The following is a 25,405-nucleotide window of genomic DNA, read 5'->3' on the forward strand; positions in this document are numbered from 1 at the left end:
CAAATTTTTATTTATCTCTTGAGAAATATAGTAATGTTCTATGTAGAGCTAAAAAATAGGTTAACTGCAACATGTCGTTGCATAATTGATATGGTCGTATAGCTTTATATTTATAGATGTATGCTGACCCATAAAAAAACCTGCACAAAGCAGGTTTTATTCAAATGATTGCTGATCTTAATTCGCTAGATCAAGATCATCATATTCATTCAACGTCTTACCTTGCTGAATATGTTTTTGATAATGTTGAGCACGTAATATGTCTAGTTCTGAACTTGATACGCCATCTCTCCAATAGCCAGCAATACGCACGTCATTTTTATTAAACTGTTTGTCTTCTAGAAAAAACTGGCGTAAAGCTCTGGCTTCTTTGCGTTCGCAAGCCGCCCAAATCGTAATATTGTCATAAGTTTTTAGTGCAAATGCTGCTTTTAAAAGAAGACCTTTTTGTGGCGTGTGATGTTCTTTATAGAACGAATGAATTTTGACATGGTCATGACGAGGTAATTGGCTAGCAATATCTTTTTCAAAACTTTCAATAAAAATATCCGCACTTACGCCATTTTCCCATTCATTCAGTATCGAATATAACGCAGGTACAGCCGTATCGTCGGCAAACATGACCACATGTTTTTTATGTATGAAATTGGGAATGAAATGAGGGCGGGGGCCAATAAGCCCGATTTTTGTACCCACTTGAGCCGAATTAAGCCATTCCATTGCTGGGCTTAAATCTTCATGTTTAACAAAATCAATTTCGATTTGAGCATTTACAGGGTTGAACGAACGGACCGTATAGACGCGTGAAATGGGTTGTCCTTCTGGCGGATTGCTCACAATTAACCGAATTGCCAAATTGGGAGCTTGCCAAAGCTCTGGCTGTAATGTGTTGATTTTTCCTTGAATTCTTACAATGGACGGATACGGCGTATGGATCGAGACGATGGTCATCTCAAGCTGTTCCATATCTTGTAAATGGTCTTTTTCTTTTAGTAAGTCGCCATATTCTTGTTTCGATTTTTCTGCAATTTTTGTCATACATATAACCCAAGCTTCATGATTACTATAGAGCGTAATAATTGATATAGATGTAGTCTCTCTATTCATTACGATAACCAACTTGGCTCTAAATGTAAATAATAATCATTATTAATTGTGGTTTTTAGATCATAAATATTGACCTCTAAACGATTAGACCTAAGGTTAAAGATTATCTTATTATTTTGATATTTATAATTTTTTATAAATGACTCTTAAAAGGGAGAAATTGATATTTCTCACAATATTAATTGTAAATGATTATCATTTGTATTATTGTGCTGGGATATCTATTATTTGAACAAACAGCGATAAAGACGACATTTTTATAACTTTGTTTTGAATATTAGGTGAGGTGGTATTGCATAAAGAATAGGGTGAGGACCAACATAAATGCTAAAAGATTTGAGTCAAAATTTAGGGCAAACAAATGATAAAAATAACAACGTAGAAAATTTCTTAAAGCGAATTTATGAAAATATTTTTGATCAAAATTCCAATCGAACAGCGCTCATTTTTGAAGACCGTAGCATTAGTTATGCTGAGGTAGGGGCTCAGGTCGACAAAGTCATGTATGCGCTAAAAAAGCAAGATTTGGCGACAGGATCTGTGGTTGCAATTTGCTTGAGAAAAAGTCCTGAGCATATTTATACCGCTTTGGCATGTGCGCTTACAGGCATCATTTGGCTACCTGTAGATATGGATTCTCCGCCATCAAGACTGAACTATTTATTGATGAATAGTCGGGCAGATGTTGTGGTGAGTGACTCATCCATTGCAGGTGTTCAAAATCTAAATATTAATGAAATTTTATCGGCTACAACTGAGTATGAACCGAGCTTTAATGCCGAAATTAACCGACTTCCGGCATATTATTTATATACTTCGGGAAGTACAGGGACTCCGAAATGTGTGGTCCTAAATAATCAAGCCACTGAAAACACGCTACAACAGACGATCTCGGAATGGCGAATTACTGCGGATGATGTGATTATGGCGGTAACACCATTTCATCATGATATGTCGGTATTTGATGTTTTTGCTTCAATGGCAGTGGGTGCAACTTTGGTGGTGCCATCCTTTGAGCAAAGTAAAAATGCTGTTGTCTGGGCCAATTTAGTAGATCGTTACAAGGTTACGCTTTGGAGCAGTGTGCCTGCCATTGTCGATATGTTGTTCAGTATAGCTCAAAAAGAACAATTACAGTCTTTGCGCTTAATTGCCCAAGGCGGCGACTATATCAAACCTTCATTTATAGCAAAGTTAAGAGAACAATTGCCTAACGCTCGTTTATTTTCATTAGGTGGACCTACCGAAACCACAATTTGGAGTATATGGCATGAAATAAATGAGCAAGATCAGGAAATTATTCCGTATGGAAAAGCTTTAGAAAATAACAATTATTTTATTTTGGATGAAAATCTGAAGCCTTGCCAAATGGGCGAGGTCGGTACGATGTATATGACTGGTTTGAATTTATCAAATGGTTATTTACTTGATGGGGAAATTAATTACAAAGATTTCGTTGAAATTCAAGTGAGTGAAAATGAAACTCAAACTGCTTTTCGCATGAGTGATCAAGGATATTTTAGGGAAGATGGAAATATTATTTTTGCTGGACGTGAGGAAGGTTATTTAAAGATAAAAGGCGTGAGAATCTCTGCGGCCGAGGTTGAAAATGCTTTAACGAAGAATCCGTATATTCATAAATGTGTGGTGGTAAGTTGTGTACATCCAACGACTGAAACTCAAGAGTTAGTCGCCGTTTATACTCTAGAAAATAAATATAAAACTACTCGCTTAAATAGCCCAGAATTAAAGAACTTTTTAAAAGTGCATTTGCCAAGTTCTCATATTCCTTCGAAATATTTGAGCATTGAAACCATACCTCTGACTCGAAATGGAAAAATTGATCGTAAAGCTGTGCAAGAAATCGCTCAGGGGAAAATTTACGTATCTTCTACGTTATCTACAAATTCCACTAAAACACAGTCATCAATCGCTGAGGTGGGAGATTCGGTGTTATCGGTTTTCCGTGAATGCATAGCTGACAGCCAAGCTGAAAGAATGGATATTTTTTATAGAAGTGAAATATTAGCGATAGGAATTCGTCCGAAACAACTCATGAGTATTGCTCAGAAACTTTCTCAAAAGCTCAATACAGAAATTGATTTTTATACACTCATTAGCTGTAAAACAATTCAGGATGTGGTGAATAAAGTAGAGCAGCAAATAAAATAGAAAAATTGAAATGTGCTTAAAAGCAGAGTCGAGATGTTTGCTTTTAAGCACATGGTTGGTTTTAGGGCAACTAGATTTGAGCTAAGGTTGCCTTAATTTTTTCACAGATACTTTGCACTGTTGCAGTCGGGAAGCGATGGGCTTGATACGTAATGATCATGCTTAACTGATGTTGTCCATCAATCACATTTTCCATAATTTCAAAATGTAATCCGAACATCGATTCATCACGTTCCGGCAAGATTTGACGATAAGGAAGGTTTTGTCCTTGAGGTGTTTTGAGCGCGCCGTTTAAAGCGTTATTTGAATGGATATGAATAAACACATCAAATAACAGTCCTTCATCGGCGCTCATTCCTAATGCATTTTGTATATGGTTGATAGGAATATCTGCATAGGCCATCGAGGTATTAATCATTGTGCTGATATTGTGGAGCAACGATTGGAATGAATCTGAAGCGCTAAACTGTGTGCGATGCGCAACCATGGTCGTAAAGTAACCCACCGTATCAAAAAACTCAGGATCAGTTCGTCCAGATGCAGAAGTACCAATCACAATATCTTTTAAATCGCCTTGTTGCTGTAACGCATTGGCGATAGCAGTATAGAGAACCGCGAAAATAGAAGAGCTGTGTTGTCTCGAAAATGTTAGAAGCTTTTCATGCATTTCCGGTGCAAATTTAAGTTCGAGCCATTGGACTGGAGGTTTTTCCTTTTCAGCATTTAATTCATGTTCTGAAACAAGGAGACTTAGACCTTTGGTTGCTCCTGTTAGCAGGTTAGTCCAATAATTTAGATGGTCTTGATTGATACCTTGCTTTTGCTGGAGTAAAGAAAAATCAAGAATAGATTGGGCAGGTGCCTTCCAGTTCGGTGCTTGAGCATTTGAGCGATCAAGATAAGCATGCGCAAGGTCAGCCATAATGGTATTTAAAGACCATTCATCAATCACCATGTGGTGAACTAAGAATGATAGAGTTTGGCGGCCCTGAGCATTTCGAATTAAACGAATTCTTAATGGAAGTTCGCAGGTTAAATCAAATTTATATGAAGCTTCACTGGCAAGCGTTGCATCTTTACTTTCGGCACTGTTCCAAAACCATTTGAATTGTTGAAGTTCAGACGTAGGAACCACCTGCTGATAGGTTTGACCATTGGCGCTATTAAAAATTGTGCGTAAACCTGCATGGCGCTCAACAATATCTGTAAAGGCTTGAAAGAAAATATCTTCATTAATTTCTGCAAGGAATTCTACGGCAAATGGCAAGTTATAAATTGGGCTAAAATCGAACGCAGAATAAGCTTGCCACAGGAAATCTTGAGCTAAAGTAAGTGGGGCTTTATCGACACTTTGTAAGGTGGATTTTTCAGTTTTTGCAGATTTAACGAAAGCATATTGGGCTAAATCAGCAGCAGATGGAGATTTAAAGAAATCATTAAATTGAATCTCAATTCCATGTTTATTAAGTAGATTTCCAATAATTCGTGTTGCTAAGAGTGAATGGCCGCCAAAATCAAAAAAGTCATCATGTTGGCTCATTTCTGGTTCAGCGAGAGTATTTCGGAACTCTTCTAAAATAATTTCTGAAACATAAGTTTGGTTAGGTTGTTGTGGCGCTTTTGCGAAACTTGTATCTAGATGATGTGAGATATCAATTTCCGTCAGTACCAACGGCATATTATTGGGTGAATATTGTTGATATCGATTTTGTATAGCCTGAATGAAATCTGACTTTTGATAGCTTTCATCAAGAATAGGGTGGAGCGCTAAAATAAGAAAATAGTCTTGTTCAGTTTCTACAAGACTTGTAAAAAAAGGGGGATGAAATTCTGCATTCCATGATTGTGCTTTTAAGGTAGCTACCTGCTCAAATACTTGTTCTGTATTGCTCTTTTTTAATTCTAGGCAAGCTGAATGATCATCAAATGGATATTTGTATAAATCGCCTTCGTCACTAAATGTATAGCGGACATTTAAGTCAGGTGTAGTTTTAATAATGTCTTGAATTGCTTTAATCAGCAGTTGAATGTCTAAACCTTGATTAACTTTCCACAGATTAAAACGTCGATTAACTTGTTCAGGCTGCTGTAATTGCAACATCCAGATATGTTCTTCGTAATCAGTAACCGAAAGGAGAGAGGGCGATTTGGAAAATTGTTCCAACATAAATGAATCCTGGTTTATCAAATGGCTATTTTCATCAATTTTTATTTCGCAAATTTTTTACACTAGATTAAATTTCATATAATTCATAATGTTATAGATTTGCTTTTTTGCAAAAATTGACCTTTTTCTAATGAGTTGATGTCCACATGAACTGTACTGATGTAACAGTAGGGTTACATTTTACCTTTAAACATACTATAATTGATTCTCATTTACATCAAGATTATTATTTGCAAGAAGATGATGCCAATTGAGAATGACGAATTTTTAAAATAGAAAATAAATAATAAGTGATTGATTAATATTTATTTAATTCGAAATTGGTTCGGCAAAAATAATTTAAAGATGAAAAAAACGATCCTAAGAATAGGGCTGTGATTTTGCCTATTCAAAAGGAACTTATTTTGTTGTCTCGATAAAATTGAGGAATTTTCATGAGAATATTCAATCATGAAAGGTTAATAAGCCCATCAAATGTTGAACAAATTTTCCCTCGCTTTGTTTGGATGGGACTAAATTTGCAATTTGCATCGGCTTTATTACGCTCAAGTGGGGCACGCCACTGATGCGATTTAGCTTATTCTGTATTTTTATCATTTTATGTATTTGCTCGTTATTGCTCGGGGCTGAGCCAATACAGTGGTCTAACTTATTCTCTTTTTCTCATGAGAGTTGGCTCACTCTTACAGCCAGCCGTATCCCTCGTTTAATCACTATTGTGCTCACCGGAATCGGGTTGGCGGTCTGTGGTGTCATCTTGCAGCATATTGTGCGTAACAAGTTTGTTGAACCGGAAACTTCGGGCGGTTTAGATGCTGCCAAACTGGGAATTTTAGTGTCGTTAACTTTAGTTCCGGTAACCAGCACGCTGAGTAAGATGATATTTGCGATCATTTTTTGTTTTATTGCCAGCTTAATTTATATCGCAATTATTCGTCGGATCCGTTTTAGAAATACGGTTTTAGTACCGGTTATTGGCTTGATGTACGGCAGTGTACTGAGTGCCTTAGCTGAGTTTTATGCATATCGTTTTAATATTTTACAAAGTATGCAAGGGTGGCTTTTAGGAGATTTTTCAAAAATTGTCCAAGGTCACTATGAAGTTATTTACATTATTTTTCCGATAGTTGTCCTGACTTATCTTTTTGCACACCGCTTTACCGTGATTGGTATGGGTGAAGAGATGGCTTCTAGCTTGGGACTTAGTTATGCAGCTATAGCCGCGATTGGTTTAATACTGGTTGCCATTACAGTTTCAACCACAGTAATTACTGTTGGTGCCATTCCTTTTGTCGGGCTCGTGGTTCCCAATTTAGTCGCACTGAAATACGGAGAAAACTTAGCTAAAACCTTGCCCATTGTGGCTTTGGGTGGAGCATCTCTATTACTGGTTTGCGACATTCTTGGCCGCTCAATCATTTATCCATTTGAAGTGCCAATTGGACTTACCGCAGGTGGTGTGGGGGGAATTATTTTCCTCATCCTCATTTTGAGGGAGTTCAGATAATGCGTATTACAAAACTATGGATGATTTATCTAATTGTCATCTGCCTAGCAATAAGTTTTTTATTTTTAAACTCAGGGTTAGATTTTGATTACGTCATTCCTAATCGACTTCTGCGTCTTGCCACGATTGTGATAGCTGGTATTTGCGTTGCTTTTTCCTCGATTGTTTTTCAGACACTGGTTGGTAATCGTATTTTGACTCCCTCAATTATGGGCTATGAAGCGATTTATCTCTTATGGCAAGTTTTGTTGTTGTTTTTTTGGGGAACACATGGATTAAGCCAGTTAGGGGTAAACGGCAATTTCTTTATCTCAATCGTATTAATGCTGCTTTATTCGTGGGTAATCCATAAGTGGTTATTGCCATATGGTAGAAATGATGTCTTTCTCCTGTTGCTTTTAGGATTAGTCCTTACGATGGTCGTCGGGACGGTTACTCAATTTATTCAAATCAAAATTAACCCTGGTGAATTTTCTGTGTTCCAAGGCCTTAGCTATGCTTCGTTTAATCGCTCTCAACCAGAAACTTTATTTTATGCCAGCTTAGCTGTAGTCATTGTTCTATTCCTTGGTAGAAAAGCACTCCCTGTTCTGGATGTTCTGGTTTTAGGACGTGAGCAAGCCATTTCATTAGGCATTCATCATCACCGCTATGTCAGTTTCTATTTAGCCCTAATCGCTATTTTGGTTGCGGTATCTACCAGTCTGATTGGCCCGACAGTATTTATGGGCGTATTCATTGCCAATATTACTTATGCACTAGCAAGAAGTTATAAGCATAAATTAACGCTGCCCATGGGTTGTGCCATCACGATTGCCATATTTATTGCTGCTCAAATTTTAGTTGAGCACGTTTTTAATTACAAAACGACCGTCAGCATTCTGGTCAATCTCGTATGTGGCATTTATTTCCTTGCGCTGACGGTTCGTACCCGAGGTGTTGCATGATTCATGTCAAGAATATCAATAAGTCATATGGAAATAAGCCAATACTGACTGACGTAAATGTTGAATTTCCTACAGGTCAGGTGACGTCACTCATTGGTCCAAATGGAGCCGGAAAATCGACTTTGCTCATGATGATGGCACGTTTAATTGAGCCGAATAAAGGCGAGATTTTTCTTAATCATCAAAATATTGCGGATATTAAAACCGCTGTTTACGCCAAGCATGTCGCGACTTTACGTCAAGCACCTGGCTTTAATTTGCGCTTAACCGTAGAAGAGCTGGTGTCATTTGGACGCTTTCCCTATAGCCGTGGTGTTTTAACCGAGCAAGATCATCAGGTGGTTGATGAAGCTATTGAGTTTCTTTCTTTAGAGCCGCTGCGCAAATCTTACATCGATGAAATTAGTGGTGGTCAAAGGCAAATGGCCTTTTTGGCGATGACGATCGCACAGCAAACAGACGTACTTTTGTTAGATGAACCCTTAAATAACCTTGATATGAAACATGCCGTTCAAATTATGCGTGCACTCAGACGCCTATGTGATGAACAAGGGCGCACTGTGATTTTAGTCATTCATGACATCAATTTTGCCACGAATTATTCGGACTATATTGTCGCGCTGAAGAACGGCAAGCTTCATTTCAGTGGGTTAACCGAACAAGTGATTACAGAGGCACAATTAAATGATCTGTACGAGCTTGATTTTGAAATTACATACAGTGAGCGTGGCTGTATGTGTAATTACTTCAACTCATCTGGAGCTTGAATACATATGAACTGGAAGAAAAAGTATGGGGGAGTAGCCCTAATCATAGCGGCAGCTGTCACTCTACAAGCATGTGATCAAAAAGTTGCAGATACCACTCAAGCTTCTCAGAAGCTAGCAGAACCGATTACGGTAAAACATGCGCTTGGAACTACGGTGATAGATCATTTACCGCAACGCGTTGCCGTACTTGATATGAATGAAGCTGACTTTTTAGATCAACTGAATGTCCCGATTATGGGAATGCCAAAAGATTATGTTCCACACTTTTTAGAAAAATATAAAAAAGATGCACAGATTCAGGATTTGGGTGCAATTGTACAGCCCAATATGGAACGGATATATGCATTAAAGCCAGACCTGATTTTGATGACGCCATTACACGTTAATCAGTATCAGGAACTGTCAAAAATTGCCCCGACCATTCACTACGATATTAACTTCAACAATAGCGAGAGTAATCATATTGGTCTGGTTAAAGACCATATGATGACCTTAGGAAAAATATTTAATAAAGAAGATTTAGCCCGCCAGAAAGTTTCTGAACTTGATGAACAGGTGAAGCAAGTACAAGCCTTAACGGCCAATCGCCCAGAAAGAGCGTTAGTCGTTCTTCATAACAATGGGGCATTTAGTAATTTTGGTATTCAGTCACGTTATGGCTTTATTTTTAATGCTTTTGGAGTAAAGCCTGCAAGTGGTGTGATGGATACAAGTCTACATGGGCAACCTATTTCGAGTGAATTCATCAAAAAAGCGGACCCAGATATTCTCTATATCGTGGACCGAACTGCTGTGATGGAACATCGCTCAAACATTAATGCTGCCAGTGTCGAAAATCCATTATTACGTCAAACCAAAGCATGGAAAAACGGTCGTGTCATTTTTGTCGATGCAGATGCGTGGTACACCACGGCTGCAAGCCCAACCTCACTCAAAATAGTGATGGAAGATGTGAAAAAAGGCTATCAATAAATTTTTGGGCACATCACTTAATCAAATTTTACAGCATAAATTTTCACTATTTTGCTATGAATTTTAAGCAGATAGTCAATAAAAAATGAAACACAACATTAAAGGTCTTTCAATGAACAACGTTAGCGATAACCGTAATTTTAAAAGTGGGAATGATCAAAGAATTAATCAACGTTCTTTTGTATTAAATGGTATTGCATCTGCACAAATGGCCCTTCGATTAGGCTATGCATTAGGCACTGTATTTGTTCTATGTGCATCAAATACCTATGCTGCTGTTATTGATAATTCAACAAAAACTCTAGAACAACAGGCTGCTCAAACAAATGTAGCAGCTTTACCCGCAATTACCGTAAAAGCTGAACAAGATGATACTTATGCAGGTGGGCAAGTTGCAACATCGAGCAATGTTGGATTTCTCGGTAGTAAAAAATTTCTAGATACGCCATTTAATACGATTAGTTATACCGATAAATATATCGAAGATAAACAGGCAAAAGATATTACAGAAGTGATTGCAGCAACTGATCCATCGATATATACCAACGGTGCAAGTGGTGGTTGGAGTGAAAACTATTATATTCGTGGATATGCTTCGAGCACGAATGATATGTCAATGAACGGACTTTTCGGTATCACACCATTTTATCGAACTTCTCCGGAAATGTTTAGCCGCGTTGAGGTGTTGAAAGGTCCTTCCGCTTTGTTAAATGGGATGCCGCCAGCAGGATCGGTGGGTGGAACGGTAAATCTAGTGACCAAATATGCGGCTGATGAACCGTTTGCACGATTGACCACAACTTATATGTCGGATGCTCAGTTTGGTGGACATGTCGATGTTGGAAGAAGATTTGGTGAAAATAAAGAATTCGGCGTTCGTATCAATGGGATGTATCGAGATGGAGATGCAGCAGTTAATGATCAGTCGAAAGAAAGTCGTTTATTTTCGCTTGGCTTAGATTGGCAAGGTGAAAAAGCACGTGTTTTTGTTGATGCTTACGATGCCTTAGATCATGTTGATGGTGTAACACGTGGTGTTAACGTCTCTACTGCAGTTGGAATTCCGAAACCACCGAAAGCGGATACCTTACTTAGTCCGGATTGGGGCTCTGTTGAAACCAAAGATAAAGGTGCCATGATTCGTGGCGAATATGATTTTTCTGATCAGTTAATGGCATATGCGGCTTATGGACAAAGTACAACCCAATATAAATATAATGGGGCAAGTGCAGGGACGATTACGAGTAGCACTGGAACACTGAGTTCAATACTTGGACAACTTGCTTTTGAAGTCGATAAAAAATCAGCAGATGCAGGTTTTAAAGGCAAGTTTGAGACGGGGTCTGTGAAACATCAATGGGTCGCTAATGCAACCTACTATAATCATGCACAAGATGATTATGGTTATAGAATTATCCCAGGTTTTGGTGATCCTGTTTTTACGAATATTTATGATCCCAATCCAAATTGGGGGCCTAAACCGGAATTTACACCGCCGTTTCTATTGCATTCGACACTCTCTACCTCTAGCTTCGGTTTAGCCGATACATTGTCGTTTGCTCAAGATAAAGTACAGTTGACTTTAGGACTTCGTCATCAGAATGTAAAAGCAACAAGTTCTGTTAATACATTACCTGAAAATGCTAAATCAGCAACTACGCCTGGTGTCGCCTTACTGATTAAAGCGAATGATAAAATTTCTGTTTATGCAAACTATATTGAAGGTTTGACAAAGGGTGATCAGGCGCCTGCAAATACATCAAATCGAGGGGAAATATTTCCGCCTCAAAAAACCAAACAACAGGAACTTGGTTTGAAGGTTGATTTGGGGACATTTGCGCATACATTGAGTGCATTTGAAATTACCAAACCAAATAGTTATTTAGATCCTTCAAAGCTTGTGAATAACTTATCTACCTTTGTTTCGGATGGAGAACAACGAAATCGTGGTATTGAATGGTCATTCTTTGGTTCACCGATTGAACATATGCGTTTAATGGGTGGCTTTACCTATCTTGATCCTGAACTTACCAAGACTAAGAGTGGAAAAAATGATGGTCATACAGCAGTTGCTGTGCCAAAAAATCAGGCTAAGCTTGGAGCAGAGTGGGATACTCAAGTAGCACAAGGGACTTTAACCTTATCAGGAAATATCAATGCAGTTTCCAAGCAATATATTAATGCAGAAAATACCTTGTCCGTACCAGGGCGTACGCTCTTAGATGTTGGCGCACGCTATAGCACGAAAGTTGAGAACCACCCAGTTACTTTCCGTGCCAATATCTACAACTTAACCAACAAAGCGTATTGGGCACAGCCACAATTGACGAATTTGGCTTTAGGCGCACCAAGAACCTATATGCTATCTGTATCATATGACTTTTAATTTGTTGTAATCTTCAACCGAATAAAAAAACCCGCAATCGCGGGTTTTTTTTATAATATTCATATTTTATTTTGGTAAACCATAGTGCTGGAAAGAAGACTGTTTAGGAATTCGATAAGCATTACGCCCCAGTAATTGATTAATAATCACTGAGTTTCGGGTTGCCCCGATCCCTAAGTCTGGAGAACCTACACCTTGCTGAAAAATCTCGGCATTTTGAATGAAAATTCGACCTTGTCCCTGATCACAACGTAAAGCGGTAAAGTCTTCTTGAACAATACAATCATTTTTATCATCAACAGCTAAAATAGAACCTTTCATATTTTGGAACCATTCAGGCCAATCATGAACATAGCCTGTAGCTGCGACAAGGGCATCAGTTTCTAATTCGCAACGTTGATCGAGTTGGGTGTGCAAACAGGTTAAACGCAGAGAACCCGATTCAAGTTCTTTAACCGATTCAACTTCACAGCTTGTGTATAGGCTTAAACCGGATTTTTCACCGGCCACTGAACGCTCATAAAGTACATCATATATATCACCAATGGTTGAGAAGCTAATTCCTTTATAGATCAGGCCCTGACTAGCAGCAATATCGCGGCGTTTATCTCTAGGCAGGCTTTGGAAATATTGCATATATGCAGGGGTAAAACATTCTTGCCCAAGTTTAGAATATTCCATTGGGTGAAAGCCGGCAGAACGTGTGATCCAACGAATAGATGCACCTGCTTTTACTTGTTCTGGTGTAAGTGAATTAAATAAAGCAAGTACACATTCTGCTGCACTCTGGCCCGAGCCAATAACAGTGACCTGTTTACACTGTTTGAGTTGTTCCTGAATTTTTGCAAACTCCGCAGAATGTTTTACTAAAGGGTGTTTGCATGTTTCAAGCCACGTAGGAATTCGAGGTTTAGTCCCAATACCAATCGCCAGATTTTGGCTTATATATTTTTGTTTTTCGCCCGAAGCTGATTCACTTTCTATAATAAATTTATCGAGCTTGGCATCATATTCCACATGACTTACGTTTTCTCCAAATTGACAATCAGGTAATTGTTTTGAAGCCCAACGGCAATAATGATCATATTCACGGCGTGGAATTAAAAAACTGTCGTAATAATAAAACTGATGTAAGCGATCATGTTGATGTAAATAATTAATATAGCCTAAGGGATGGCAAGGATTGGCCATAGTAACCAAGTCGGCAAAGAAAGGAACTTGTAATGTCGTGCCTTGCAATAGCAACCCTTCATGCCATCGAAATTCTGGTTTACGTTCTAAAAATACGCTTTTGATTTCGGGATGATGAGACAAAAGAGCAGCTAAACCTAAGTTGAATGGCCCAATACCAATTCCGGTAATATCTATTTTTTTCATGTTTATACTTTATCTGTTTCCAAAATGATGAAAGTTCAAAATACGAATTAATGTAGTGTTAGTAGTTTCTCTACATCAGCAATATTGCGACATTGAATAAGTTGAACCGGTGAGAGCTGAATCGCGTATATTTCATTGATACGTTTTGAAACGACCTTTAAATGATGTGGACGCAGCCCGAGATGAGTAAAATGAGTTGAGTTGTCCACTTCCTTATTTGGCGTGTGGCCTATCACTTCTAAATAAATGTCGAGTAGTTGATTTTGCTGTTTAGAATTATTATCAAGTGGTATAGATGAATGATCGGACTCATTATTCTTGAAATATGGTCGTTTATTTTGAAGCTCACTGAAAAAATTGCTGAGATCAAAACTAAACATTTCTGAGTCAATAGTTTGCTTGATTGCTAATTGTAGTGCATCCAAGAAATCGTCAATCATGTGGGGCGGGAATGCTTCTTGGGCATAATCAATATCGAAAATCAAAGCGCCGTCATTTCTTGTGCTAAAGCGAATATCAATTGCAACTTGAGGCGTCTGAGTAAGGCCATCTAGTTGTTGAATAGAATGAGATTCAGATAGTACAGGCCATGACAAACCATTTGTAATTACAATCGGTAATACAGGAGCAGTGCCAACTTTTTCAAATAATAGTCGAGCGAGATCAACGCCTGAAAAGGAAAGATGCTGTAAACCCTCTAAAACTTCAGTTTGCAAACGGTTTGCTTGTTCAGCAAATTGATCTGCAGTTTTCCACTCAACAACAATAAACGTAGAGCTATTGGAAAATGGTCCGGCATAGAGGGGAAGTGTAGGAACAGCAACGCATAGAGATTTGTCAGTGTTCCAATGAGATAGCACTTCCAAAATAATCGCCATGATGACTGAGTTTTTAAACAGTGAATGTTTTGCGCCAATTTTAGACAACTGTTTAAATTGAGCTTTTTCTATAACTAGACTGTTACGTTGATAACGTGAAGTTGGTAAATTCTGTAAGGGTGTTTTCCACGGAAGCGCTGGAATGTTAGATAATTTAGAAAATTTTCTTTCCCAGTAAGCCATATCTGTCTGATGAACAGACAAGCTATTTTCAGCTTCATTTTCTTCTATTTGCGTTTGGATATCATGTTGTTGTCCATCGAATAGCTCTAACATAAGTGAAGCTATAGATCGGCCATCCAAAATTAATGCATCAAAGCGGACAAAAATCGTTAGTAGATTATTTTTTAATAAAAATACGGTGATATTCCAAGGCGACTGATTTAAATCAAATAGCTCATGCGTATAACTATTTTTATAGGACTCGATGTAGTGAGAAGCACGTTCAGGTTCCCATGTAGTTAGGTCTATTTCTTTTAAATTGACCTTCACTTGATCGCTTACATATTGTGCTAACCTATTTTTATCAATATAAGTTCGTAAGCTGTCATGCCGCCGTACCATTTCTGTCAATCGTTGTTTTAATAAAACAATATCCATTTTTCCCTGATACTGCCTAAACTCTTGCATGGCAACACCACCTAAAGGAAGGGCTTGAGTTCGGCCTAATAGGTAGGCTTGCTGTAACGCGTTTAATGATTTTTGAGACGTACGATCTGATGGAGTATTTTGGGCTGGGCTTATAATTTGTGTATTAAGTTGCTCAGGATGTGCGGCAAGATTTTTAAGTAAATGAATGAAAGATTCAAATAAATTTGTGATCCATTCTTTGGGTAGAGCGTCTAAACGGATGTCCCAATTAACTAAAATACCGTCATCTACATGGGCAACCTGTGCATCAAGTGCAACTTGCGGCCCTTGTGAAATGACCCAATTCATTGAACCAAAAACACGGCGGATACGTTCAGAAAGCAAATTATCATTTTCTAAGTCGAGTGCTGCTGTAAATACCACGGGAGCAATCTGTGCACTACCATGATAACGGGACAGGTCACGTAGAACATTAACACCCGAATAATGTGAATGCTCTAATAACTCAAGCATTTGATTTGCTATTTGTTTGCAGAATGCGGCTAAGGTAGTCGTCTCTTTCATATCGACATCAAGGATGACTAAATTAGCAAAATCACCAATAGTGCCTTCGACATTTTTTAAAATCGGCTCACGCCAAAAAGTAGGAATATTTAATCGGAAGCTGTGATCTTTGGTTGCATGACCAAGCGTATATGCAAATAGACCTAATATCAGGTTGGTCACGGTAATGTGTTGTTCTCTAGCAAGTTGTTGTAATGCTTTTCGTTCTTCCGGCGATAACCACGTACTTAAACGATCACTTTTTGCTGTTTTGAATTCTTGATGAATGAAAGGTAGAGACGGAGCAGGGCTAATATGAGGCAGACGTTGTTTCCACCATAAGCGGTCTCGTTGGTTTAATTTTTTTAGGTCAGGGTCTGTCCGTTTTTTTTGATACCAGTCAAAAAAACTAGGCGGACGGGAGATTGATATTTCTGGGTCTTCATAAAACAAAGAAAGATCTTCCATCAAGTTCAAAAAACTGGACGGATCTATAGCAATCATGTCCGTATCTACATGAAAACGGAAAATATTATTTTTAAGAACACTTACAGAAAATCTTGCAGTTTGACCCTGACTTAAATCAAGTTTTTGATGGGTCCATTGCTCGCGTTTTTGCATGAGCATTTGCTCAATTTGATGATCGCTAAGCTTTGAAAAATCATCGACTTCTAATATCTGTTGAGCCTTCTCAGCCATGATGTTTGCGATGCCATCGGCACTCAAACTTAATCTCAAAATAGAGTGTTCTTTATAAAGTCGTTGAAGTGCTAAATGTAATTTTTGTAGATCAATAAATTGACCGTCAAATTCTGCATAGAGGTGGGCAGCAACCCCACCTAAAGTTGCGTTGCCAGAGCGACCAAACCAGCAGGCCGCTTGCATCGAAGTTAATTCACACATTGAACGATAACTCGGTTGACAAATTAATCTTGTTTCAGCATCATACAAACAAATGAAAATGATTACCAGTTGCATTTGTTAATCATTTCCAATTTTGCTGTGAATATATAGCTTGTCCGTCTTAAGAATTTTCTTTTGTCGGTATTCAAATTAAATATTTATGCCGATATGTAAGAAAATTTACGAAGAATCAATAGCTTGATAACCATTAAATTAAATTGAATATTTAGAATGTCATGAAAAAACAGTTGATTGAGTTTGTTCGCTGGTCTCCAGAGAGAGCGCAACACTATCGAAATAAAGGTTATTGGATTGACCAACCTTTGATGCGCATTTTAACGGTAGGGGTTCAATTGCACCCGCACTCGCCGGCAATTATTTGTGGTGAGCGTCAGTTGAGTTATATCGAGCTGGACCAGCTATCAACAAATTTAGCTTCTCGACTAGCTGAAAAAGGCTTGGGCAAGGGTGATACTGCTTTAGTACAACTTCCCAATGTTGCGGAGTTTTATATTGTCTTTTTTGCCTTGCTTAAGGCAGGCGTGGTTGTGCTCAATGCGCTATATAGCCATCGCCAATATGAACTAAATGCCTTTATTAAACAGATTCAACCTAAGCTTTTAATTGGTTCGCGTCAGCATGAAGTCTTTAGCAATAATCAATTTATTGACTCACTTCATGAAGTAAATTTAAGTCCTGAAATTATTTTGATGCTCAATCATCAAGCTACCGATTTCGGACTATTAGACTGGATTGAAACACCAGCAGAGACCTTGGTCGATTTTTCATCTACACCTGCTGATGAAGTTGCTTTCTTTCAACTGTCAGGTGGAAGTACGGGAACACCAAAACTTATTCCACGCACGCATAATGACTATGACTATAGTGTGCGGGCCAGTGCCGAGATTTGCGGTTTAAACTCAAATACCCGGTTATTGTGTGCTCTGCCAGCACCTCATAACTTTATGTTGAGTTCACCCGGTACATTAGGCGTTTTACATGCAGGTGGATGTGTTGTGATGGCACCAAATCCTGAACCGCTCAATTGTTTTTCTATTATTCAAAGACATCAAGTCAATATGGCATCTTTAGTGCCGAGTGCTGTCATTATGTGGCTAGAAAAAGCAGCTCAATATAAAGATCAAATCCAGTCTTTAAAGTTGCTTCAAGTGGGGGGAGCAAGTTTTCCTGAATCTTTAGCCCGTCAAGTTCCTGAAGTCCTCAATTGTAAATTACAACAAGTATTTGGAATGGCCGAAGGCTTGGTCAATTACACCAGACTAGATGACTCCGATGAGCAAATCTTTACGACCCAAGGGCGTCCTATCAGTTCTGATGATGAAATCAAAATTGTGGATGAACAGTATAAAGAGGTTCCAGAAGGTGAAATAGGAATGCTTGCGACTCGGGGGCCTTATACCTTCTGTGGTTATTACCAAAGCCCTGAACATAATTCACAGGTCTTTGATGAGGACAACTATTACTATTCGGGCGATCTCGTGCAGCGTACTTCGGATGGCAATTTACGTGTAGTAGGAAGAATTAAAGACCAGATTAACCGTGGTGGTGAAAAGATTGCTTCGGAAGAAATAGAAAAACTTATTCTTTTGCATCCAGAAGTTATGCACGCAGCTTTAGTCGCGATTGTTGATGAACAATTCGGTGAAAAGAGTTGTGCTTTTATTGTTTCTCGGAATCCTGAACTTAAAGCTGTTGTGCTCAGACGCCATCTCATGGAGTTGGGTATTGCACAATACAAACTTCCAGACCAGATCAAATTAATCGAAAGTTTGCCACTGACTGCAGTCGGTAAGGTGGACAAAAAACAACTTCGCAGCATTTTAAATACATCTACAACATCTTAATAAATATTGAGCAGCATATGGCTATTGCAAAAATTTCTACTTATCTCATGCCCAAACGAGAGAGTTATCCAAATAATAAAACAGACTGGCAGTTAGATCCTTCTCGAGCAGTTTTATTAATTCATGATATGCAGCGTTACTTTTTAAATTTTTACGATGCTGAAAGTGAATTAATTAAAACGGTTGTAAATCATTTAGTTCAACTAAGAACTTGGGCACATCAGAACAATGTTCCTGTTGTCTATACAGCACAGCCTTATGAGCAACCAGCGGCAGATCGCGCATTACTGAATGCCATGTGGGGGCCGGGTTTGCCAGCCTCAACAATCGATCAGCAAAAAATTATTGATCAACTTTCTCCTGCTGAACATGACATTGTCTTAACGAAATGGCGTTATAGCGCATTTAAACGTTCGGATTTGCTTGAAAGAATGCAAAACTGGAATCGTGATCAGCTCATTATTGGCGGTGTTTATGCCCATATCGGTTGTATGGTTACGGCAATTGAAGCCTTTATGAGTGACATACAACCCTTTCTGGTTGGAGATGCAGTTGCCGATTTTTCAGAAGAAGAACATCGCTTAGCTTTGAAATATGTATCTTCACGGTGCGGTCAAGTTGTGGATACCGAATTTGTAGTGGGGCAGGTGGCAACAGGCATTACACGACCTTGGCTAGAGCAAAAGGTCCAGCAGCTTATTGAGGAAGATGAATTAGATCCAGAAGAAAATCTGATTCTTTATGGACTGGACTCATTACGAATTATGCAGTTTTCTTCGGAGCTCAAAGCGCAGGGAATCAATATTAGTTTTGAAGAATTAGGACGCACACCCACTTTATCAAATTGGTGGTCATTGGTGGATGCACGGCAACGGATTGCAGGGTAGAGGGTTGCCTCATAAGGCATACGACAAATCCTGGTCGCTAAATTTTACATAAAATTTATATCTTTGATAGCGACTCCTTAGACGACTTGTAATCGTCATATTAACGGAGAAAAAAATGCTTTTATCGCCTGCTGATCAAGAGAAAATAGAGACATTCTGGAATTACTGTTTAAAACATCAATATTTCAATATTGGATATCCTGAATCTGCAGATTTTGATTATTCCGCTTTATTCCGTTTTTTCAAATTCTCTATTAATAATTGTGGTGATTGGAAAGATTATAGCAATTACGCATTGAATTCTTTTGATTTTGAAAAAGATGTGATGGCGTATTTTGCTGAAATTTTTCAAATTCCCTTTGAAGAAAGCTGGGGATATGTGACCAATGGTGGTACAGAGGGTAATATGTTTGGTTGTTATCTGGCGCGTGAGCTATTTCCTGATTCCACATTATATTACTCAAAAGATACGCATTATTCGGTGGGAAAAATCGCCAAATTATTGCAGATGAAATCTTGTGTGATCGAATCATTGGATAATGGTGAAATCGACTACGATGATTTAATCCATAAAATAAAAACCAATAAAGAAAGTCACCCCATTATTTTTGCAAATATTGGTACGACCATGACCGGCGCAATTGATGATATTGAAATGATTCAAAAGCGCTTAGCGCAAATCGGAATCATGCGCCGAGATTATTATATTCATGCCGACGCTGCCTTGAGTGGCATGATTTTACCTTTTGTTGACCATCCTCAAGCATTTACCTTTGCTCATGGCATCGACTCGATTTGTGTGTCTGGTCATAAAATGATTGGTTCACCGATTCCGTGTGGCATTGTTGTGGCCAAGCGCCAAAATGTAGAGCGTATATCGGTAGATGTGGACTATATCTCTACACGTGATCAAACCATTAGTGGTTCTCGCAATGGCCATACTGTTTTGCTGATGTGGGCAGCAATACGTAGCCAAACCAATTTACAAAGACGACAGAGAATTCAACATTGTCTAAAAATGGCCCAATACGCGGTTGATCGCTTTCAGGCCGTTGGGATTCCTGCTTGGCGAAATCCGAATTCAATCACTGTGGTATTTCCGTGTCCTTCTGAGCACATCTGGAAAAAGCATTATCTGGCAACCTCTGGAAATATGGCTCATTTAATTACTACGGCACATCACCGAGATACACGTCAGATTGATAGCTTAATTGACGACGTTATTTTTGATCTACAAGGTGCCTCTAAACGTACAGTTGGTTTTTAGTCATATCAACCAAAATGATTTAGACAAATCCATATTAATTTTACAGTCTAGAAAATGATCTAAAAATATTTTGATAGGGCGGTTGGGAAGTTTTTGATGCAATTAAAGTTTTTTAAAAAATACTTTTTATATGATTTTCTTGTTCATGCTTTTTTAAAGCCGGAAATGGCAATTCTTGCTGGTCAATTCAAGCGAAATTTTATTTTAAGTACCGCTTTTACTATGAATATAAAGAGAGATAAGCATGTCTGATTTAAAGTTATCTCATCTGATGACAGACTCTTCCTTGGCACCTGCACTCAAGCCAGCATTTCCTAAATTATTTGCAGGAACGTTTGCTGCCGTATTTTCGGGTTTAGCCATTTTAACAGCCCTGTGGGGCATGATTCAGTTGATTGGTTATTTATCTTCTTATTGGGTGATGTTTTCAGCGGCTTTTTGGATAATCGGGGCGGCATTGGCAGCACTGGCTTCATGGCTAGTGCATGATGCAGAGGCTGGATTTTCGGCACGATTACGTCGTCAAATTGCTCATCATTTAATTCGGTTACCTAACACAACCCTATCAAAACAGGGTGACCAAAACTTAAAACGACTAGTTTCAGACGATATCGCAACTTTACATCATATGGTGGCGCATTTACCGTCGGAAATTGCGATTTTTGCTGTAATCCCTTTAGTTTCTATTGTCTTATTAGTTGTGTTGGTTGGCCCGATGGCCCTTTGGGTATTATTACCTGGGGCAATTGCTTCACTCTATTATTTAATTATTGTTCCCCATGTATCAAAACGGGATGGCGCTGCGCGTATGCAGGTCATGTTAGATATTATTGGTTCTGCTGATGATTATGCGCGCGGCATTCGTGATAACCGAATATATGGGCAACAATCTGGCGCTTTAACAGCCTATACTCAATCAGCACAAAATTTCACTCAAAATATGGTGTCTTGGGTGAGTAAAGTCGCAACACTCGCTGCTGTTGCCACTGCATTACTACAAGCTGTTGCAACCTTTGCCATCGCCTATCTCGTGGCTTATCAATACGACAGCATGACCTTGGCTGCAACACTTTTCTTTAGTTTGGCCATCGTGACACCTTCACTACGTTTAGGGCATGGTCTTGATTATGTCGCTGCTGGGCGAGCTGCAGCTAGTCGTTTATCTGCATTCTTAAAAGAGCCAGTACTCTCATCGGGCAATCTACAACAGATTGAGCAAGATGTAACACTCGAAATAGTTAATGCAAGCTTTGCAATCGAAAATCAAAAAGTATTGGATCGATTAAGTTATTCATTTCCAAAAAATTCAATGACTGCAATTACAGGACCGAGTGGAGTTGGAAAAACAACCTTACTGCGAGCACTTGCTGGATTAGCCGTATTGCAAGAAGGTGTCGTTCAATTAGCAAAAACAGATATTTTGCAATTACATGAAAAACTAAGACATGAAAAGGTTTTGTTTATTCCACAAGGTGGAGATGTATTACCGACCACAGTAAGAGAAAACTTGTCCTTATCTGCCATTAATGCAAATGATGAACAACTTGAACAGGCACTACTCAAGGCACAACTAAAAGTAGATTTAAATGCAGATGCAACTTTACTTTCAGGCGGTGAAAAACAGCGCCTAGGAATAGCGCGTGCGTTTTTATCTTCAGCTCCTATTATTTTATTAGATGAGCCAACGAGCGCACTCGACCAGACCAATGCGACAAAAATAATATTGGAATTAAGCCACTTAGCTAAAAACCAGAATAAAACCATCGTCATGGTCACTCATGATCTTGCCTTAGCTGCTCATGCCGACAACAGGTTAGTGCTTAAAGGCCCAACTGACTCAGGGAAATCTTTATGAATACTCCTGCTAAATTAAATAAAGATCAGATTTTTTCGATGCTTCCTCGTGCAGCCAAGCAAAAATTAATTATTGTTGGTATCGGATGGATCATTGTTGCAGCAATTGAAGCAATCGCATATACCGTATTGGCATTTGCAATTGTCAATCAATGGTCACCAAGCTGGGTTCTCATTAGTGCAATTGCAGCAATATTAGTGACAGTGGTGGTCACTCGTGCTGGCTTCCTTACTGGTGTGCGTTTAGCAGGCGACCTATTTGCTGAGTTAGGCAAATCTTTAGCTCGTGCCAAGCTCTCTTGGTTTACCAATGAACAGCGTGCTCAGATTAAGACAATTGCTGGACAGGGAATTCCTGGGTTTATGAGTATTCCTGCTCATCAATTGCAAACCTTTTTACATGCGCCTTTTATGCCTTTATTTCTAACAATAGGAATAGGCCTGCTTGCTGGAGCAGGCGTAGCATTTGTCGCTTTAGGCTTACTTTTACTCTCTTTATTTGCTCAATTCCTAGCACAACGTGCACTCATGCATATTGATAAAAAACGTAATACTGCCGATTTAGCTGCTTCACAAGCAACGTTGGAATTGGTTGATCATGTTGAGTTATTACGCACAGCCGCGGGACCAGAACGTGCGGTCCAAAGGCTAGAACATCGTTGGGAAGAGCAAGAAGAGACATTAGTACGGATTAATCGTGCTGCTGCATTTGCAAGTTTTGTTGCAACCTTGGCAAGTGTTTTACCGATTGCTGGGATGGCAACTTATCTGGTACTTGCTGGTGTCAATCATGCTGCTTTGGTGTTGGCATTACTCGTCTTAATTGGACGTGCAGCAGCGCCATTAGGTGAACTTGCTACCGCAGGGTTGCATATCAATGATTTGTTTGCCGCACTGCGCAATTTTAATCAGATCACCCATCCACCTGAGTTGCCTGAGCCATTACACCCTCAAATTCCTACTGGCCATCATATTTCGATACAAGACGTTAGCTATGCGCCAGCAATTGAAAATATATCTCTCGACATCGCATCGGGGAGCAGAGTATGGGTTACCGGACCAAGCGGTAGTGGTAAGAGTACTTTACTTGAATTGCTTACAAGGTTTGATGATCCACAAAGAGGAAAAATTACCCTTGGTAGCATAGCTCTTGATCAAATGAAATATGAAGATTTGGTTTCGAATATCGCTTATGTCACACAAGAACCTATTTTGTTCACAGGAACACTGGCTGAAAATATCCGTTTAGGAAAACCTGATGCAACTGATGATGAAATAGAAAAGGCTGCAAGAGATGCCGCATTAGGCGCAATGATTGACCGTAGTTCAGAAGGAATTAATCAATCGGTGGGTAAGCAAGGCACCGCATTGTCTGGTGGTGAACGTCAGCGGGTCGCAATTGCGCGAGCATTACTCAAAAATGCGCCGATTTTAATACTTGATGAAGCTACCTCTGCTTTGGATGAAGAGACTGAGCAGGAAATCGTTACAACGATACGTACTCTTTCTTCTACGGTTATTTTTGTGACACATCGTGACTCAGCTATTTGGCAACCGACTCAAACTATCAATTTAGCTTCAACTTCTGTTTAAAAAAATAGCGCAGAAATCTGATTTAAGTATTTTTTATAAAAGAAAAATGCTTAATATTTGGAGAATTCTTAAGTGAATAAACATCAATATAATATGTTCTGTTTACCGCCTGCGGGGAGTAGTGCGAGTATTTATCATCCATGGAAAAAGCAGATCTCTGACAATATTCGTATTATTCCTATTGAATATTCGGGTCATGGTATAAAAATAAATGAACCATTAATTGATGATCCTGATCTATTGGCTATGCAAATTGCCAATGAAATACAAGCTTATTCAGACACACCGTTTATTTTATTTGGACATAGTGTAGGAGGTGGCTTGATTTGGAAAGTACTCAATTATTTGAATGAAAAAACAATGATTGATCAGTTGAGATTAATTGTTATAAGTAGCCGACCTGAGCATCACTATATTCAACATATGCGGTACAAGTATGAGTTAACTGATGAAAAAATTATTGATGAATTAAAACGATACAATAATTTTCCTGATGAAATTTTAAATAATCAGGATGCACTCACATTCTTTCTCAAAATCATTCGTAACGACTTCTATCTTAGTGATCAATTGCTTAGCGAGAACATACACAAAACTGAGGTTCCGATCGTTGCATTTTATGGCAAACAGGACCCTGATATTCCTAATAAGAGAATGATGGATGCATGGCAACAACACACAGAAAATTGGTTAGGAAGTATTGAGTTTGAAGGGGACCATTTCTACTTTCTCAATCCCGAGACCCGAGTAAAGATGCTTAAAAACATTGCTGCCATCGTTGAAACATTGACCGTGAATATTGAATAAAGTACAGGCTATGAATACGGAGAAGCAGTTAAGTAGAAGGGCTAACTCATGTCTGGATGAAATAAATATTCAATATGAAAAGCTAACAGCTTTCGGGCTAGATATACATAAAGTCCAGCTCAGTGAAATCAAAGAAATACCTCAGCTTGATCATATCTATCAGGAGCTGAATATATTTCTTCCACCGAAGATAAAAAGCTCACGCTTCATTCGTCAATTAGAGTTTTTGACGGGACGCTTAGCAGCAAAATATGCATTACAAAGCCTCAATTTACAAGATTCTATTGTCTATCAAGGTAGACATGGGGAACCCCTATGGCCCGAAGGAGTGCTGGGTGGGATTAGTCATGTTGGATCAAAAAAATCATGTCATGCCATCGCATATGCTAGAAATAACACGTTTCAAGAAAAAATATTTGGGATCGATATAGAGTCTCAAAAACATTATATTTTTTTTCAAAAGAAAGATGAGTTTTATGATGTTTTTCTAAATAAAAATGAACAAGCAGAAATTGAAAAGCTGCAAAAAAAACAAGCATATTTATATTTGGTAATATTCTCTGCTAAAGAAAGTATCATTAAAGCAATTTATTTAAAATATAAGCAAATTATTGATTTTAAAAATATAAATTTCAAACAACTAGATGGTGAGTTTCTTTATTTTTACCTTAGTCAAGAAAGTTTAATCGAGGTAAATCTAGAGATTAAAGTTCAATTTTTTTATACAAATAACGAGATAATTACAATTTCTTGCATTGAAAACTAATTTTATTATTGATAATAATAATCATTTGCATTAATGTGTGTTTCAG

At 38.5% G+C, this 25,405-nt stretch carries 17 protein-coding genes; 13 read left to right on the plus strand and 4 right to left on the minus strand.

Features of this window, described 5'->3' with window-relative positions; translation table 11 throughout:
* Positions 1-177: 177 nt before the first annotated feature.
* Complete coding sequence (locus tag H7R46_RS05345; protein ID WP_025469793.1) at positions 178-1,038, minus strand: siderophore-interacting protein; 861 nt, start codon at positions 1,036-1,038, stop codon at positions 178-180.
* Positions 1,039-1,431: 393 nt separating this feature from the next.
* Here H7R46_RS05345 and H7R46_RS05350 point away from each other — a divergent pair, with 393 nt between their 5' ends.
* A complete protein-coding gene (locus H7R46_RS05350) occupies positions 1,432-3,279 on the plus strand; it encodes an AMP-binding protein (RefSeq protein WP_182924246.1) in 1,848 nt (615 codons plus the stop codon).
* A gap of 70 nt (positions 3,280-3,349) precedes the next feature.
* On the opposite strand, the gene basB is transcribed toward H7R46_RS05350, so the two are convergent.
* A complete protein-coding gene (gene basB, locus H7R46_RS05355; protein WP_082247756.1) occupies positions 3,350-5,380 on the minus strand; it encodes an acinetobactin non-ribosomal peptide synthetase subunit BasB in 2,031 nt (676 codons plus the stop codon).
* Positions 5,381-6,011: 631 nt separating this feature from the next.
* Here basB and bauD point away from each other — a divergent pair.
* From bauD to bauA, 5 genes are all read left to right on the plus strand, one after another.
* Positions 6,012-6,953 (plus strand): ferric acinetobactin ABC transporter permease subunit BauD, encoded by a 942-nt coding sequence (gene bauD / locus H7R46_RS05360; protein ID WP_005068019.1) that lies wholly within the window; start codon positions 6,012-6,014, stop codon positions 6,951-6,953.
* The gene (bauC, locus tag H7R46_RS05365; RefSeq protein ID WP_005068023.1) at positions 6,953-7,900 is read left to right on the plus strand and encodes a ferric acinetobactin ABC transporter permease subunit BauC; all 948 of its coding nucleotides are present in this window, start codon (positions 6,953-6,955) and stop codon (positions 7,898-7,900) included. Before bauD ends, bauC begins: the two co-directional genes overlap by 1 nt.
* Positions 7,897-8,667 carry a ferric acinetobactin ABC transporter ATP-binding protein BauE gene (gene bauE / locus H7R46_RS05370; RefSeq protein WP_005068026.1) on the plus strand — a complete coding sequence of 257 codons (771 nt, stop codon included), beginning with the start codon at positions 7,897-7,899 and terminating at the stop codon, positions 8,665-8,667. The genes bauC and bauE overlap by 4 nt, the downstream gene beginning before the upstream one ends.
* 6 nt (positions 8,668-8,673) lie before the next feature.
* On the plus strand, positions 8,674-9,642 hold the full coding sequence (gene bauB / locus H7R46_RS05375) for a siderophore-binding periplasmic lipoprotein BauB (protein WP_005068029.1): 969 nt from the start codon (positions 8,674-8,676) through the stop codon (positions 9,640-9,642).
* Between the two features lie 85 nt (positions 9,643-9,727).
* Positions 9,728-12,028: a TonB-dependent ferric acinetobactin receptor BauA gene (bauA, locus tag H7R46_RS05380; protein ID WP_025469794.1), complete on the plus strand. Its 2,301-nt coding sequence runs from the start codon at positions 9,728-9,730 to the stop codon at positions 12,026-12,028.
* Between the two features lie 66 nt (positions 12,029-12,094).
* On the opposite strand, the gene basC is transcribed toward bauA, so the two are convergent.
* Positions 12,095-13,405: a putative histamine N-monooxygenase gene (gene basC / locus H7R46_RS05385; RefSeq protein WP_005068041.1), complete on the minus strand. Its 1,311-nt coding sequence runs from the start codon at positions 13,403-13,405 to the stop codon at positions 12,095-12,097.
* Positions 13,406-13,452: 47 nt separating this feature from the next.
* Positions 13,453-16,395, minus strand: a complete 2,943-nt coding sequence (gene basD / locus H7R46_RS05390; protein WP_005068042.1) for an acinetobactin non-ribosomal peptide synthetase subunit BasD — start codon at positions 16,393-16,395, stop codon at positions 13,453-13,455.
* Between the two features lie 161 nt (positions 16,396-16,556).
* Here basD and basE point away from each other — a divergent pair, with 161 nt between their 5' ends.
* The 7 genes from basE (at position 16,557) to H7R46_RS05425 (ending at position 25,359) form a co-directional block, all read left to right on the plus strand.
* Positions 16,557-18,185, plus strand: coding sequence for a (2,3-dihydroxybenzoyl)adenylate synthase BasE (basE, locus tag H7R46_RS05395; RefSeq protein ID WP_005068044.1), 1,629 nt, complete (start codon positions 16,557-16,559; stop codon positions 18,183-18,185).
* Between the two features lie 17 nt (positions 18,186-18,202).
* Positions 18,203-19,072, plus strand: coding sequence for an acinetobactin biosynthesis bifunctional isochorismatase/aryl carrier protein BasF (gene basF / locus H7R46_RS05400; RefSeq protein ID WP_005068047.1), 870 nt, complete (start codon positions 18,203-18,205; stop codon positions 19,070-19,072).
* Between the two features lie 115 nt (positions 19,073-19,187).
* The gene (gene basG, locus H7R46_RS05405) at positions 19,188-20,339 is read left to right on the plus strand and encodes an acinetobactin biosynthesis histidine decarboxylase BasG (protein ID WP_005068053.1); all 1,152 of its coding nucleotides are present in this window, start codon (positions 19,188-19,190) and stop codon (positions 20,337-20,339) included.
* A gap of 244 nt (positions 20,340-20,583) precedes the next feature.
* A complete protein-coding gene (gene barA, locus H7R46_RS05410) occupies positions 20,584-22,194 on the plus strand; it encodes an acinetobactin export ABC transporter permease/ATP-binding subunit BarA (protein WP_005068056.1) in 1,611 nt (536 codons plus the stop codon).
* Positions 22,191-23,786, plus strand: a complete 1,596-nt coding sequence (gene barB / locus H7R46_RS05415) for an acinetobactin export ABC transporter permease/ATP-binding subunit BarB (RefSeq protein WP_005068059.1) — start codon at positions 22,191-22,193, stop codon at positions 23,784-23,786. The genes barA and barB overlap by 4 nt, the downstream gene beginning before the upstream one ends.
* 72 nt (positions 23,787-23,858) lie before the next feature.
* Positions 23,859-24,593 carry an acinetobactin biosynthesis thioesterase BasH gene (basH, locus tag H7R46_RS05420; RefSeq protein ID WP_005068061.1) on the plus strand — a complete coding sequence of 245 codons (735 nt, stop codon included), beginning with the start codon at positions 23,859-23,861 and terminating at the stop codon, positions 24,591-24,593.
* A 10-nt stretch (positions 24,594-24,603) separates the two neighbouring features.
* Positions 24,604-25,359, plus strand: a complete 756-nt coding sequence (locus tag H7R46_RS05425) for a 4'-phosphopantetheinyl transferase family protein (RefSeq protein WP_005068063.1) — start codon at positions 24,604-24,606, stop codon at positions 25,357-25,359.
* Positions 25,360-25,405: the final 46 nt, after the last annotated feature.

It is taken from the genome of Acinetobacter sp. BEC1-S18-ESBL-01, assembly GCF_014169935.1.
GTDB lineage: Bacteria > Pseudomonadota > Gammaproteobacteria > Pseudomonadales > Moraxellaceae > Acinetobacter > Acinetobacter pittii.